This window comes from Microbacterium sp. LWH13-1.2, from assembly GCF_038397735.1.
Classification (GTDB): Bacteria; Actinomycetota; Actinomycetes; order Actinomycetales; family Microbacteriaceae; genus Microbacterium.
The window spans coordinates 3,668,665-3,682,389 of sequence record NZ_CP151635.1; the positions used below are offsets into that span (position 1 = coordinate 3,668,665).

A 13,725-nucleotide genomic window follows, 5' to 3' on the forward strand; every position below is an offset into this window, starting at 1 on the left:
ATGAACACACGCACTGCCCTCAGTCGGCGCCGCCTCACCGCGATCATCGGTGTCGCGCTGCTCGCCGCCGCCATCGCCGGATCGGCCGTCATTATCGGCCAGCAGTCGCTGGCGTCGGCATCCGTCGCTCCTCAGCTCTCGGCTGCCTCTCTCACCGAGTCCGACGGCGTCATCCGCGAGGAGGGCGCGGTGTCGGTGTTCGACGAGGTGCCTGCCGTCACGAACCTCGACCCCGATCTGCTCGCGGCGGTGCGCTCCGCCGCGACCGCCGCCGAGCTCGATGGGGTGCGGGTGCACGTGAACAGCGGCTGGCGATCGGCGGCGTATCAGCAGGTGCTGCGGCAGGATGCCGTGATCGAATACGGCTCCGCGGAGGAGGCGGCCCGCTGGGTCGCGACCCCCGAGAACTCCGAGCACGTGTCGGGAGACGCGGTCGACCTCGGACCGGTCGCTGCGCAGGACTGGCTGTCGCGCCACGGCGCCGAGTTCGGGCTCTGCCAGATCTACGCGAACGAGCGCTGGCACTTCGAGCTGCGCCCGGCTGCGGTCGCCAACGGCTGCCCCCTCATGTACGACGACCCGACCGCCGACCCGAGGACCCAGCGATGAGCACGACACTGACGACCCCGCCCCTCACTCTCTCGCGCATGCATGCGCCCACTCTGCACACGATCCCCGCAGCCGTCGCGGCGAACATCGAGCGGATGCGGTCTGCGACCGACGCGCGCATCATGGCGGTCGTGAAAGCCGACGGCTACGGCCTCGGAGCCGTCACGGTCGCCCGCGCGGCGATCGACGCGGGCGCAGAGTGGCTGGGCGTGACGGATGCGGAGGATGCGGCCGAGCTGCGCCGGGCGGGCATCGAGGTGCCGATCCTCGCGTGGCTGAATCCCTCCGGCGTCGATGCGGCACGGGCGATCGCCGATCGCGTCGACATCGCCGTCGGATCGGTCGAGGAGCTGCGACAGCTCATCGCCGACGCCGCACCGCTCGCCGCGGGCCGCGTGCGAGTGCACCTGCATATGGACACCGGCATGACGCGGGGCGGAGTGCCCCTGGCGGACTGGGCGGAGCTGCTGCAGGTGGCGCGTACGGGCCGAGGGTGCGTGGAGGTCGTCGGGGTCATGGGACACCTGCCGCGCGCCGACGACGCCGACCCCGCTCTCAACGCCCCCGCGGTGCTGCGGATGCGTCAGGCCCGGGATGCCGTGCTGCGCGCCGGGTTCGGTCCGCTCCTTGTACACCTCGCCGCGACATCCGGCACGCTGACCGACGCGGCGACGCACTTCGACCTCGTGCGGGTCGGCGCGGGTCTCGTGGGCATCGATCCGTCCGAGACCGTGTCGTTGCACGGGGCGGCGCGATTGACGGCGTCCGTCGTGCACAGCAGCGTCGTGCCCGCAGGTACGGCGGTGGGCTACAGCGGCGCGTTCGTGACGGAGCGCACCAGCCGTCTGAGCGTGATCGGGGTCGGGTATGCCGACGGCATTCCGCGCGAGCTTCTGGCGGGGGCGAGCGTGGCGATCGACGGCACCCGCTGCCCGATCGTCGGACGGGTGTCGATGGATCAGATCGTCGTCGACACGGGCGATGCCATCGTGCCGCGGGGCGCCACCGCGGTCGTGTTCGGCCCCGAGGGCGGAGCGGTGCCGAGCGTGCAGGAGTGGGCGCGGTGGGCGGGGAGCATCCCCCACACGATCGTCACGGGTGTCGGCGCTCGGGTCGAGAGGGCGATCGCGTGAGGGTGCTCGTCATCGGAGGAGGGCAGAACGCCGAGCACGACGTCTCACTCGCCTCTGCCGCGGCGGTCGCCGAGGCATTGGGCGTCGGCGGATACGAGGTCGACACGGTGACGATCTCGCGCGACGGGATCTGGGAGGTGGCGGGCGTCTCGGAGGGTGCCACCGCCGCCTTCTCCCTGGCTCTCGCGATGCGGCTGCTCGCGGAGGCCGACGTCGTATTCCCCGCAGTGCATGGAGCACTCGGGGAAGACGGCGTGCTCGCGGCGCTGTGTGCGCTGGCGGGAGTTCGAGTGGTCGGATCGGGGCCTCGGGTCGGGGCTATCGGCATGGACAAGTGGGCGACGAAGCTCGTCGCCGAGGCAGCGGGGCTGCGCACTGCCCGCGGACGCCTGATCGATGCGGCGGACTGCGGGGACGCCGAGTTCGACGGCCCGGTGGTCGTCAAACCGGTGTCGGCGGGCTCGAGCTATGGCGTCTCGCTGGTGCGCGACGCGGATGAGCTCGGAGCTGCGCTGCAGGAGGCGGCGCGGTTCGACCGCCGCATCCTCGTCGAGGAGGTCGTGCAGGGACGCGAGATCGACGTCGCGGTGATCCGGGAGCCCAGCGGGGTGCGGTGGGCGGCTCCGCCGCTGGAGATCCACGCGTCAGGGCTCTTCGACACCGCCATGAAATACGACGGCAGCGCACGGTTCACGGTGCCGGCTCGGCTCTCGGAGGACGATGCGACCGCGCTCCGTCGGGCCGCCCTGACGATGTTCGATGCGCTCGGCTGCGCCGGCGTCGCCAGGATGGACTTCTTCCTCACGGCGGAGGGGCCGGTGCTGAACGAGATCAACACGATGCCGGGGCTGACCGCGGCATCGCAGGTCCCGCGCATGTTCGCGGCGGCCGACGTGTCATACGTCGACCTGGTGTCGCGCCTCGTGCGCGCCGCCGAGGTGCCGGGGCGGTGACCGCGCGCGTCGGCTGGCCTGATGTCGCGAAGGGCGTCTGCATCATCCTGGTGGTGCTGTGGCATGTGGTCACCAAACACGCGATCGAGGTCGAGGGGGCGGGGCCGATCACCGACGCCTGGGCGACGCTCAACGCCCAGCTGCTCCCATTGCGGATGCCGCTGTTCTTCCTGATCTCGGGGATGTTCGCCGGGAGCGCCGTGAATGCGCCGGCCGGGGTCTCGTGGCGTCGCCGCGCAGGGCGTCTCGCCGCGGTCTACGTCATCTGGGTCGTGATCCAGACGTTCGTGCTCGCGTGGACGCCGGACTTTGACACGGCGAGGGCCGAAAACGGATGGCAGCTGCTCGCGCAGCTCACCATCAGCCCGACGAACCTCTGGTACCTGCTGGCGCTCGCGGTGTATCTCCTGATCGCGCGCGTGGTTCGTCACGTGCCGACCGCGGTGGTGCTGCCCGTCGCGTTCGCGATCGCCGCGATCGCCGCCGCGGGACTCATCCCGGATCTGGGCAACCTGTGGCAGCTCGTGCAGAACCTTCTCTTCTTCCTTGCGGGCCTTCGGCTGAGGTCGAGCATCGAGCGCTTCGCCGCGGCATCCGGGCCCCTCCGCACTGTCATGCTCGGAGCGGCATATGTCGGCGCGGTCGGTGCCGTGGGGGTGCTGGGCATGCGGCAGTGGCCGGGCGTCTGGCCGATGCTCGCGATCGTCGCGGTCGCGTTCGGCGTCGCGGCGTGCTCTCTGCTCGACCGTCATGCGGGGGTGATCGCCCGCCCGCTGCGCCGGATCGGCCGGCGGACGCTGCCGATCTATGTGATCCATATGATCCCGCTGGCGCTGATCGACGGTGCCCTCCGAGGCTCGGGCTGGGTCGCGACCCCGGCGGTGGAGGTCGCCTGGCCGATCGTGCTCACGGCCGTCGTGATCGCGATCTGCCTCGCGGTGCACGCGGGGCTCGTGCGTGTGGGGCTCGGGGTGCTGTTCGATCCGCTGCTTCTCGTCGACCGCGTGGCTGCTGCCCGGACGGCTGGCTGATACCCCTGGCGGTTGAGGTCCGGGCGGCTGCGGTCGGGGCGGTTGAGGTCCGGACGGCTGGCTGAGCCCCGCCCGGCTGACTCCGCAGGCGGCAACGGTCAGCCAATCGGGCGAAAGTCAGCCATCCGAGCGAGTCAGAGTCGATCGACGCCCGTCACCGTGACGACAGCGGCGCCCTCCTCGTCGGAGGCGGCGAGGTCGACCGTGGCCGAGATGCCCCAGTCGTGGTCGCCGGCCGGGTCGTCGAGGATCTGACGCACGGTCCACTCGGTGGCGCCTTCTGTGAGGAGCAGCAGCTGCGAGCTGCGGGCGTTCGCGCCGGTGAGGATCTCGTCGTGATCCGCGAAGTATCCGTCGAGCGCGTCAGACCACGCATCCGCGCCGAACGACGGATCGAGCTCGGCGAGGGCGGTGACATCCTCGCGAGCCGCGAGCTGCACCCGGCGGAACAGCTCGTTGCGTACGAGGGTGCGGAACGCCCGCACGTTCGAGGTGAGGCGCTTGGGGGCCGGCGGGACGATCGGCTCCTCGTCGGGATCCTGCAGCACCCCGTTCACGAGCTCCTCCCACTCGTCGAGCAGACTCGAGTCGACCTGGCGCACGAGTTCGCCGAGCCATTCGATGAGGTCGCGCAGATCCTCGTCTTTCGCCTCTTCGGGAATCGTCTGCGAGGCCGCCCGATACGCGTCCGAGAGATAGCGCAGCACCACACCCTCGGAGCGCGCGATCTTGTAGAACGCGACATATTCTCCGAACGACATGGCTCGCTCGTACATGTCGCGCACGACGGACTTCGGATGCAGTTCGAAGTCGCGGATCCACGGCTGGGCCGCACTGAACGTCTCGAACGCGGCGCTCAGCAGCTCGTCGAGCGGCTTCGGATAGGTGATCTCCTCGAGCAGCTCCATACGCTCGTCGTACTCGATGCCCTCGCGCTTCATGACGGCGACGGCTTCGCCGCGCGCCTGGAACTCCTGCTGGCCGAGGATGGCGCGGGGGTCGTCGAGCGTCGATTCGACGATCGAGATCATGTCGAGGGCGTACGAGCCTGTGCCCGTGCCGGCCGAGGGATCGGGGTCGAGCAGGTCGAACGCCGCGAGGGCGAACGGCGACAGCGGCTGGTTCAGGGCGAAGTTCGGCTGCAGATCGACCGTGAGGCGGATCTCGCCGTCATCCGTCTGCTCGACGACGCCCGACTCGAGCAGTGTCCGGTAGATGCCGATGGCGCGCAGCGCGAGCTCACGCTGCCTCTTGCGAGGCTCGTGGTTGTCGTAGACGAGGGCCCGCATATTGCCGAAGACGTCGCCGCCGCGGCCGATCACGTTGAGCATCATGGCGCTCGTGATCTGCATGTGCGAGGTCAGCGTCTCGGGTTCGGCGTCGATCAGCTTGCGGAACGACGGCTCTCCCCACGAGACGAAGCCGTCGGGCGCTTTCTTGCGGACGATCTTGCGCTTCTTCTTCGGATCGTCGCCGGCCTTCTTGATCGCGGCGACGTTCTCGCTCTCGTGCTCGGGCGCCTGCGCGACGACCGTGCCGGCGGTGTCGAACCCCGCGCGTCCTGCACGCCCCGCGATCTGGTGGAACTCGCGGGCGCTGAGCTGCCGCATCCGGGTGCCGTCGAACTTGGTCAGGGCCGTCAGCAGCACCGTGCGGATGGGCACGTTGATGCCGACGCCGAGGGTGTCGGTGCCGCAGATCACGCGCAGCAGGCCGCGCTGGGCCAGCTGCTCGACGAGGCGCCGGTACTTCGGCAGCATCCCGGCATGGTGAACGCCGATGCCGGCCCGGAGGAACCTCGAGAGGGTCTTGCCGAAGGCTGTGGTGAATCGGAATCCGCCGATCAGGGCCGCGATCTCGTCGCGCTGCTCGCGCGTGGCGACCTTGGTGCTCGACAGCGCCTGCGCCCGTTCCATCGCCGCCGCCTGCGAGAAGTGCACGACGTAGATCGGGGCCTGGCCGGTGCCGAGCAGATCGTCGATCGTCTCGTGGATCGGCGTGGTCTCGTAGAAGTAGTGCAGCGGCACGGGACGCTCGACGCCCGTGACGGATGCCGTGTCGCGGCCTGTCCTGCGGGTGAGGTCGCTCGACAGCTGCGAGACATCGCCGAGCGTCGCGGACATCAGGATGAACTGCGCCTGTGGCAGCTCGAGCAGCGGCACCTGCCACGCCCACCCGCGGTCCGGGTCGGCGTAGAAGTGGAACTCGTCCATGACGACCTGGTGCACCGCGGCATCCGTGCCCTGGCGCAGTGCGAGGTTCGCGAGGATCTCCGCCGTGCAGCAGATGATCGGCGCATCGGGGTTGACCGACGAGTCGCCCGTGATCATGCCGACGTTCGAGGCGCCGAAGACGTCGACGAGCGCGAAGAACTTCTCACTCACCAGGGCCTTGATCGGAGCCGTGTAGAACGAGCGGCGGCCCTCGACGAGCGCGGCGAAGTGCGCCCCGACCGCGACGAGCGACTTGCCGGTGCCGGTGGGCGTCGAGAGGATCAGGTTGTTGCCCGAGACGATCTCGATGACAGCCTCGTCCTGCGCGGGGTAGAGACTGATGCCGGTCGACTCCGCCCACTCGACGAATGCCGTGTAGACGGCATCCGCATCGGATCCGTCGGTCAGCGTGGTGTGGTCGAGGATCGCAGGCATGGTCTGTCGATCATCCCACCTCCGGCACGGGCGAACCTCGTGCAGTACTCGGCAGGGAATCGTCCGATGCGGCCGAGACCACCGGATTCGAGCGGTCAGCACGATCTCATGCTGAATTGTGAACGCCTCAGACCGAGGTCGCGGCGCGCAGCGCGATGCGGATCATGTCGCCGAACGTCTGCTCGCGCTCCTGGGCGGTGGTCTGCTCGCCCGTGACGATGTGATCCGACACCGTGCAGATGGCCAGGGCGCGGCGCCCGTGGAACGCCGCGAGGGTGTACAGCCCTGCGGCCTCCATCTCGACGCCGAGTGCGCCGTGCTGCACGAACGGCTCGGTGAGCTCGGGGCGCGTGCTGTAGAACTGGTCGCTCGAGAACAGCAGGCCCACGTGCACGGCGGCGTCGAGGGGCTCGGCCTCGCTCGCCTCGACCGCGGCACGCAGCAGGCCGAAGTCCGCCACGGGCGCGTAGTCGAGACCGTGGAACCGCACCCGGTTGATCCCCGAATCGGTGCAGGCGCCGTTGGCGATGATGATGTCGCGCACCTTCAGCTTCTCGGTCAGAGCGCCGCACGAGCCGACGCGCACGATGGTCTGCACGTCGTACTCCTCGAACAGCTCGTTCGCGTAGATCGCCATCGACGGCTGGCCCATGCCCGAACCCTGTACAGACACGCGGTGGCCCTCCCAGGTGCCGGTGTAGCCCAGCATCCCGCGGGTCTCGGAGTACAGCTCGGCATCGTCGAGGAAGGTCTCGGCGATCCACTTCGCCCGCAGCGGGTCGCCCGGGAACAGGACGATGGGGGCGATCTGACCGGGCTCTGCGGCGATGTGCGTGCTCATGGATTCAGCGTACTGACGCCGCTGATGAGGACGCTCAGCCCTCGCGCCGCCGCACGATCTCGCCGATCCAGATCGGCGCGAACGGCGAGGTGCAGCCCGGTGCCGTCGGGTAGTCGGCGAGCACCTGCAGGCGCTCGCCGATCTCGAGCGCCCTCGCGCGCAGCTCGGGGTGGAAGATGCCGATGTTCGCGAGCGTCTCGTTCATCGACCACTGCAGGCGCTTCGGAGCATCCTGCAGATCGCGCTCGATCAAGTCGAGCAGGTGCTCGAGGTCGAGGCCGTCGGCGTCCTTCGCGACGCGCACGGTCGTGAGCGACCACGCCGCGGCGGCGACCGTCGGGTCGGAGTCGCCGAACCAGCGCAGGCGCAGCTCTTCGGCGAGCGGCGTCTTCTTGGCGACGTAGTTGACGAACCAGTCGTTGACCTTGGGCGCGTGCGTCTGCCGCAGCATCGCGTCGAGCTCGTCGGCGGTGAACTCGCGGGGCTTGCAGACGAGCAGGGCGAGCAGACGTGCACCGGTGTCGCCCGTCGCCCACAGCTCCTTCGCGAGGGGCTGATCGGTCTTGATGCGCTTGGCCACCCCGCGGAGCCGGCTGAGGTTCATGCCGTGGTCGTCGCCCCGCTTCTCGTTCGCGGCGCGCATCTTCGGATCCTCGATCGCGGCCAGCTCGGCCAGTGCTTCGGCGACGGTCATGTCGGACATGCCTCCAGGGTAGGCCTCGAGCCGCCGTGTCAAGGCCCGGGTCTGAGCGAGAGATCTCGACGTAGCCTCGCCCCCACGCAGCCCGAACGCCGACGAGAGGAACGCGCATGAGCAACGACAGCAACGACATCAGCACCGAGCAGTCGCCCGGACCCGAGGAGAACGACAATCTCGGAGCCGAGGACAACAAGGGCGAGCCGCCCACGGTGGTCCCGTCAGCGCCGGCTTCCGACGACGACGGCGACGTTCTTGCCGACGACCCCGACGACGACTGACACCGCGGTCGCGTTCACAACTCAGCATGAGTTCCGCGAAGGGCTCGAAATAGGGCCGAAACGGCACACCGACGTCAGTCTGTGCTGAGTTGTGAACGCGCGCTCGCGCTCACTCCTCCTCGACGAGCTCCCCGCGGATGCGCCGGAGGTCTTCCATCAGCGACCCGATCAGGATCCAGTGGGTCGACGACGGCGGCCGGATGACGAGCGGCGCCGTGAGCGCGGGGATCGCCGAGGTCAGGGTCTCGGGTTCGGGTGACACGTCCGCGATCTGCACGGCCAGCCGCACGTCGTGCCCCGCACGCCGCAGCTGCTCGGCGATCGCCGTGACGGCGGGCTCCTGGCCGATCGAGTCGTCGTAGTGGTCGAAGTACGCGCGGGTCATCCCGATGGTCTGCGTCACGATCGGCGACAGTCGTTCGAGCAGCGCCCGCATCTCGCGGAGCTCATCGCGGTGCGTCGAGCGACGCGGATTCAGGGTGAGCGACTCCTCGCCCGCCGCGATGGAGGCCTCAGCGGCATCCTTCATCGGGCGCAGCAGTCGGGCCTCGAGCATGAGCTCCTGCAGCTTCGCGGGCGTCTGCGGTTCGGGCAGCGAGTCGGCCAGGCGGTCGAGGCTCGCGGCGAGCTCTGCGCCGAGCAGTCCGAGGTCGCGGCGGGCGGGGGCGACCAGCACCGGCGGCACGATCAGCGCGTTCACGACGATGCCGATGACCACGCCGATCAGGGTCTCGAAGATGCGCGCGATCGCATAGTCGGGTGTCGAACCGAGGGCGAGCACGAGCATCGCCGAGATCGCGACCTGGTTGCCGGTGCCAGGGGTGGCACGGAACGCCCATGCGACGAGCATGGCCACGACGATCGCGAGCAGCACGATCCAGCTGGGCGAACCGAGCAGAAGGCCGAGCGCGACGGCGATCACGACGCCGACGATCACGCCGATGCTGCGCTCCAGCGCCTTCGACAGCGACTGGTTGACGCTGGGCTGCACGACCAGCAGTGCGGCGATCGCGGCGAACACGGGCAGCTGCCCCGGAACGACCCAGCCCGCGAGCAGCCACGCGGCGATCGTCGCTGCGGCGGACTTCACCACCTGCAGCAGGGGCGAGCGCTTCGAGGCGCGGATCGCGGCATGGATGCGCATGTACTCAAAGCTACTCGCGCGCATGCTCGGTCGCGGCGCCCTCGATGTCAACCCCATCGCGCATCCCAGGCGCATGCAGCGGAATGGGATCACAACGAACGACGAGCAGTGAGGAGCATCACATGGTGCAGATCATCGAGACCATCGACGTCCACGTTCCGATCGACGTCGCCTACAACCAGTGGACCCAGTTCGAGAGCTTCCCCGAGTTCCTCGACGAGGTCGAGTCCATCGTCCAGATCGACGACACCCACAACCGCTGGACCGTGAAGGTGGGCGGCGCGACGCGTGAGTTCGACGCCGAGATCACCGAGCAGCATCCTGATGAGCGGGTGGCGTGGAAGAGCGTCGGCGGCGACACGGAGCATGCCGGTGTCGTGACGTTCCACAAGATCGAGGACCTCACGACCCGCGTGACCGTGCAGATCGACTGGGAGCCCGAAGGCTTCCTCGAGAAGGTCGGCTCCCTCGTGGGCGCAGGCTCGCACGCGGTGAAGAAGGACCTGAAGAACTTCAAGGAGTTCATGGAGAAGCGCGGTGCCGAGACCGGTGCGTGGCGCGGTGACGTAGACGCCTGACACACCCAGGTGAGAGGCCCGAACGGCGGTAGTCCCCGCTGTCGTTCGGGCCTCGTGCTGTGCGCCGGGGCGGTCGGGGGCGCAAAGATAGGGCATCCTCCCGATGTCGGCGGGGCACCTCAGAGCGGAGCGTAGGGACATCCCAACCGAGGAGATGTCATGTACGAGCACCCCTATCTCGCCTACACGGTGACCGAGTACGAGCAGGAGCGGATCCAGCAGGCGGCCGAGCGCCGTCGCTTCATCGCCGAGCACGCCGACCAGATCGTCCCCCGCGCCGCAGGCCCGGTCCGACGAGCAGGACAGCGGATGCTGCGCGCCATCACCGGTGCCCGCACCGCCACGACGGATGCCTCCGCACCCGCCGACCGCCGGGCCGCCGCAGGGTGCGAACCGGTCGCAGCCCGGTGAGCGCTGCTCTGCCGACGGCAGACGCGTGGAGCGCCCTGAATGTCGGACGGGGGTGGGACGATGAATCCATGCCCCCGTCCGCTCCCAGCGCCGCGATGGTCGGCCGCGACGCCGAGCTCGCGATCGTGCGCGGGTTCTTCGACCAGGTGGTCGAGGGAGTCCCGGTCGCCGTTCTGGTCGAGGGCGAGGCGGGCATCGGCAAGTCGCGCCTGCTGCGCGAGTTCGGAGCCGAGGTGGCGAACCGCGCCGACGTCCACGTCGGCTGGTGCCTCGACCTCGGGGCATCGCGCACGCCGTTCGGACCGCTGACCGGCATCCTTCGCTCGATCGTCGCGCTCATGGGCGCCGATCGCGTGCGCGACCAGCTCGGCGTCGGTGTCGAGGCGCTGGGCATGCTGCTGCCCGAGCTCAATCCGACCGACCGGTCGCAGACCAGCCCCGATCGCCTGCGCGACGCGATCGCGTCGCTCATCGAGGCCGCCGCAGAGCTCGCTCCGCAGGTGCTGGTCGTCGAAGACCTGCACTGGGCCGACGAGTCGACCCTCGCGCTCCTCTCCTTCCTGCTCCGCACGCTGGCACGGGGCCGCATCCTGCTCGTCCTCACCTGCCGCACCGACGACGTGCGCCGGGGCGATGCCGTGAGCCGGTTCATCGGCGAGTCCACCCGTGCGCGCCTTCTCGAGCGGGTCACGGTCGAGAGGCTCGACACGGAATCCGTGCGACAGCTCGCCGAGTCGATCACCGGAGAGCCGCTCAGCGACACCGCGCTCGAGCGCATCCAGGAGCGGGCAGAGGGCGTGCCGTTCTTCGTCGAGGAGATCGCCGGCTGCTCGACAGGTCCTCTCCCCGGCAGCCTCCGAGACCTCCTGCTCGCCCGATTCGACCGGCTCGGCGACGATGCGAGGCGCGTCGTGCACGTCGTGTCGGGCGCCGAGCGTCCGCTCACGCATCCGCTCGTCACTCGGCTCGCCGGCCTTCCGGAGGCGCGACTCGACGAGGGGATCCGCGAGGCGACGCTCAGCGGCATCCTCGTCGTGGTCGACGACGACTACCGATTCCGGCATGCGCTGCTGCGCGAAGCCGTGCACGACGACCTGCTTCCCGGTGAGCGCGCTCGCCTGCACAGGGCGTACGCCGAGACGCTCGAAGAGAACGGCACCGGCACCGACAGCGGAGATCCCGCCGCGCTCGCCTACCACTGGCAGCTCGCGCAAGACGACCGTCGTGCGCTCGCCGCAGCCGTCACCGCGATGCTCGACGCCAAGTCGCGATTCGCCTTCGCGAGCGCCGCCCGATTCGGCGAGCTCGCCCTCGATCTGTGGATCCAGGTTCCCGACGCCGAGAGCGTCGTCGACATCGAGCGCTTCGAGCTGCTGCGCACCCTCGGCTCGGTGCTGCGCAACGCCGGAGACGGCGAGAGGGCGCTGGCCGTGGTCAACGTCGCCCTCGACGAGGTCGATCCCGCGACGGTCGATCCGCGCACGTACGCGAGGCTCCTGCGCGACAAGGCGTACTACCTGATGAATCTCGGGCGCGAAGGCTCGATCGCGCTGCTTCATGAGTCGCTCGAGGTGCTCGACGGCAGGGTCGACGACGATCGGCTCCGCGCATCGATCCTCAATCAGCTGGCGAGCAGATACATGATCGCGGGGCATCTCGATCAGGCGATCATGCTGGCGACCGAGGCCGGAGAGTGTGCGGTTCGCGCCGGGTCAGATGACGAGGCGTCGATCGCCGCGAACGTCCGGGGCGGCGCCCGCGCTCACCTCGGCGATCTCGAGGCCGGGCACCGCGAGTACGCACTCGCCCTGCGGCTGGCGAAGGGCACGAACGCCGAGATGCGGTATCGGGTGAACTACTCCGATCTGCTGGGGCTGCTCGGGCGCTACCGCGACGCGGTGCAGGTCGCTGAAGACGGCCTCGCCCCGGCGCGGGCGTTCGGCGTCGAGCGCACGACCGGTGCGCTGATGACGCAGAACATGGCGGTGCCCCTTCTCGAGATGGGTGAGATCGACCGCGTCGAGGGGATGCTGGCGCGCGAGCTCGCGCAGCGGACGCTGCGCATCTCACACATGTACTCCACGATGACGCGGGTCCGCGTGCTGTCGTGGCGAGGTCGGCATGAGCAGGCGGCCGAGATACTGCGCGAATGGCATCCGTCGTTCGAAGAGACCGGACGCGTCGAACGGCAGATCTGGTACGACGAGGTCATGATGCGCGTCGCCGTCGCCGAAGGGCGGGGCGATCACGCGCGAGCGCTCGCCGAAGTGAGAGCGATGCTGGCGGACGCCGGCCCCGTGTTCCTCCACCAGCGCCGTCTTCTCCTTGAAGCCTCGTGGTTGATCGCCGAGCTCCGGGCATCGGGCGTCGATGTCGCAGAGGCCATCGGCGACGTGCGGGGAGCGTGGCTCGCGCAGCCCGCCCCGTTGCAGGGCGACCGGTGGGGGATGATCCTCGAAGCGCTGCTCTCGACGTCGACCCCGTCGATGCGGGCTGCCGTCGACCTCGCCGACGACGACGACGTGCCCGTGACGTTCCGGGTGACGACACGACTCGAGCTCGCTCGGCTGCTCGTCGACGCGGGCGAGCGCGCCGAGGCCGCCGCCGTGCTCGCCCACGCCCTCGGTGAAGCCGAACGGCTCGGGCATGTTCCGCTCATGCAGACCGTCGGGGCGTTCGCCTCCGCGTCTGGCCTCGCTGCAGCATCCGATTCGTCCCGTGCTGTCGCGGAATCCGATCCGCTCACCGCTCGGGAGAGACAGGTTCTCGAACTGATCGTCGAGGGTCTCAGCAACCGACAGATCGGTGAGCGGCTCTTCATCAGCGTGAAGACCGTGAGCGTCCACGTATCGGCCGTACTGCGAAAGCTCGGTGTCAGCACGCGCACAGAAGCGGCCGTCCTGCAGCAGAAGTCGGGGTTCGGAGCCAGCGGTCAGCCTGCCGTGGTACGTTGAGGACGCGCGTATGTCGGACGTTCCGTCACGGCGCGGGCCGCGCAAGCGGCCGTTTGAAAACAGAAAGTAGAAAACACATGGCCACTGGCACTGTGAAATGGTTCAACGCGGAAAAGGGCTTCGGCTTCATCGCTCCCGATGACGGCACGGACGACCTTTTCGCCCACTACTCGGCAATCGCCGGCTCCGGTTTCAAGGAGCTCCGCGAGAACCAGAAGGTCGAATTCGACGCTGAGCGTGGCCCCAAGGGCATGCAGGCGGCGAACATCCGCGCTCTCTGAGCGCGCGCTGACTTCCTGAAGCCGGTCGGATCCTCACGGATCCGGCCGGCTTTCTGCATTCCCGGGGGCCTCGCGCGGATGCCGGTTCGAGGGCCGGTGCGGGGTCAGTTCCGCATCCGGATGCTGTGCGGGGTCGATTCCGCATCCGATTCGCCCGTCCGCGA

General features: G+C 69.3%; 13 protein-coding genes. 9 read left to right on the top strand and 4 right to left on the bottom strand.

Features of this window, described 5'->3' with window-relative positions; translation table 11 throughout:
* Genes MRBLWH13_RS17760 through MRBLWH13_RS17775 form a run of 4 tightly spaced genes read left to right on the top strand, consistent with a single transcriptional unit; the run spans position 1 to position 3,726 of the window.
* The gene (locus tag MRBLWH13_RS17760; protein ID WP_341956230.1) at positions 1 to 609 is read left to right on the top strand and encodes a M15 family metallopeptidase; all 609 of its coding nucleotides are present in this window, start codon (positions 1 to 3) and stop codon (positions 607 to 609) included.
* Positions 606 to 1,742, top strand: coding sequence for an alanine racemase (alr, locus tag MRBLWH13_RS17765; protein ID WP_341956231.1), 1,137 nt, complete (start codon positions 606 to 608; stop codon positions 1,740 to 1,742). Before MRBLWH13_RS17760 ends, alr begins: the two co-directional genes overlap by 4 nt.
* Complete coding sequence (locus MRBLWH13_RS17770) at positions 1,739 to 2,695, top strand: D-alanine--D-alanine ligase (protein WP_341956232.1); 957 nt, start codon at positions 1,739 to 1,741, stop codon at positions 2,693 to 2,695. The genes alr and MRBLWH13_RS17770 overlap by 4 nt, the downstream gene beginning before the upstream one ends.
* Entirely contained in the window at positions 2,692 to 3,726 is a 1,035-nt protein-coding gene (locus tag MRBLWH13_RS17775) for an acyltransferase family protein (RefSeq protein ID WP_341956233.1), read from the top strand. Before MRBLWH13_RS17770 ends, MRBLWH13_RS17775 begins: the two co-directional genes overlap by 4 nt.
* A 134-nt stretch (positions 3,727 to 3,860) precedes the next feature.
* On the opposite strand, the gene MRBLWH13_RS17780 is transcribed toward MRBLWH13_RS17775, so the two are convergent.
* From MRBLWH13_RS17780 to MRBLWH13_RS17790, 3 genes are all read right to left on the bottom strand, one after another.
* Positions 3,861 to 6,374 carry a DUF3516 domain-containing protein gene (locus tag MRBLWH13_RS17780; protein ID WP_341956234.1) on the bottom strand — a complete coding sequence of 838 codons (2,514 nt, stop codon included), beginning with the start codon at positions 6,372 to 6,374 and terminating at the stop codon, positions 3,861 to 3,863.
* 127 nt (positions 6,375 to 6,501) lie between these two features.
* Positions 6,502 to 7,215, bottom strand: a complete 714-nt coding sequence (deoD, locus tag MRBLWH13_RS17785) for a purine-nucleoside phosphorylase (protein WP_341956235.1) — start codon at positions 7,213 to 7,215, stop codon at positions 6,502 to 6,504.
* A 34-nt stretch (positions 7,216 to 7,249) separates the two neighbouring features.
* A complete protein-coding gene (locus tag MRBLWH13_RS17790; protein ID WP_341956236.1) occupies positions 7,250 to 7,918 on the bottom strand; it encodes a DNA alkylation repair protein in 669 nt (222 codons plus the stop codon).
* Between the two features lie 107 nt (positions 7,919 to 8,025).
* Here MRBLWH13_RS17790 and MRBLWH13_RS17795 point away from each other — a divergent pair, with 107 nt between their 5' ends.
* Positions 8,026 to 8,193 carry a hypothetical protein gene (locus MRBLWH13_RS17795; protein WP_341956237.1) on the top strand — a complete coding sequence of 56 codons (168 nt, stop codon included), beginning with the start codon at positions 8,026 to 8,028 and terminating at the stop codon, positions 8,191 to 8,193.
* Between the two features lie 109 nt (positions 8,194 to 8,302).
* Here MRBLWH13_RS17795 and MRBLWH13_RS17800 read toward each other — a convergent pair whose 3' ends face one another.
* On the bottom strand, positions 8,303 to 9,337 hold the full coding sequence (locus MRBLWH13_RS17800; protein WP_341956238.1) for an FUSC family protein: 1,035 nt from the start codon (positions 9,335 to 9,337) through the stop codon (positions 8,303 to 8,305).
* A gap of 122 nt (positions 9,338 to 9,459) precedes the next feature.
* Between MRBLWH13_RS17800 and MRBLWH13_RS17805 the strand changes: the two genes are divergently transcribed.
* The 4 genes from MRBLWH13_RS17805 to MRBLWH13_RS17820 all read left to right on the top strand — a co-directional run bounded on the left by MRBLWH13_RS17805 (position 9,460) and on the right by MRBLWH13_RS17820 (position 13,561).
* On the top strand, positions 9,460 to 9,915 hold the full coding sequence (locus MRBLWH13_RS17805; protein WP_056510662.1) for an SRPBCC family protein: 456 nt from the start codon (positions 9,460 to 9,462) through the stop codon (positions 9,913 to 9,915).
* 159 nt (positions 9,916 to 10,074) lie between these two features.
* Complete coding sequence (locus MRBLWH13_RS17810) at positions 10,075 to 10,326, top strand: hypothetical protein (RefSeq protein ID WP_341956239.1); 252 nt, start codon at positions 10,075 to 10,077, stop codon at positions 10,324 to 10,326.
* 68 nt (positions 10,327 to 10,394) lie between these two features.
* On the top strand, positions 10,395 to 13,280 hold the full coding sequence (locus MRBLWH13_RS17815; RefSeq protein WP_341956240.1) for an AAA family ATPase: 2,886 nt from the start codon (positions 10,395 to 10,397) through the stop codon (positions 13,278 to 13,280).
* A 77-nt stretch (positions 13,281 to 13,357) separates the two neighbouring features.
* Positions 13,358 to 13,561 (top strand): cold-shock protein, encoded by a 204-nt coding sequence (locus MRBLWH13_RS17820; protein ID WP_056310329.1) that lies wholly within the window; start codon positions 13,358 to 13,360, stop codon positions 13,559 to 13,561.
* The last annotated feature ends 164 nt before the right edge of the window (positions 13,562 to 13,725 follow it).

Bases quoted from the DNA above. Each gene is read 5' to 3' on its own strand.
- MRBLWH13_RS17760 (WP_341956230.1), top strand. From the start codon at position 1: ATGAACACACGCACTGCCCTCAGTCGGCGCCGCCTCACCGCGATCATC.
- alr (WP_341956231.1), top strand. From the start codon at position 606: ATGAGCACGACACTGACGACCCCGCCCCTCACTCTCTCGCGCATGCAT.
- MRBLWH13_RS17780 (WP_341956234.1), bottom strand. From the start codon at position 6,374: ATGCCTGCGATCCTCGACCACACCACGCTGACCGACGGATCCGATGCG.
- deoD (WP_341956235.1), bottom strand. From the start codon at position 7,215: ATGAGCACGCACATCGCCGCAGAGCCCGGTCAGATCGCCCCCATCGTC.
- MRBLWH13_RS17790 (WP_341956236.1), bottom strand. From the start codon at position 7,918: ATGTCCGACATGACCGTCGCCGAAGCACTGGCCGAGCTGGCCGCGATC.
- MRBLWH13_RS17795 (WP_341956237.1), top strand. From the start codon at position 8,026: ATGAGCAACGACAGCAACGACATCAGCACCGAGCAGTCGCCCGGACCC.
- MRBLWH13_RS17800 (WP_341956238.1), bottom strand. From the start codon at position 9,337: ATGCGCATCCATGCCGCGATCCGCGCCTCGAAGCGCTCGCCCCTGCTG.
- MRBLWH13_RS17805 (WP_056510662.1), top strand. From the start codon at position 9,460: ATGGTGCAGATCATCGAGACCATCGACGTCCACGTTCCGATCGACGTC.
- MRBLWH13_RS17810 (WP_341956239.1), top strand. From the start codon at position 10,075: ATGTACGAGCACCCCTATCTCGCCTACACGGTGACCGAGTACGAGCAG.
- MRBLWH13_RS17815 (WP_341956240.1), top strand. From the start codon at position 10,395: ATGCCCCCGTCCGCTCCCAGCGCCGCGATGGTCGGCCGCGACGCCGAG.
- MRBLWH13_RS17820 (WP_056310329.1), top strand. From the start codon at position 13,358: ATGGCCACTGGCACTGTGAAATGGTTCAACGCGGAAAAGGGCTTCGGC.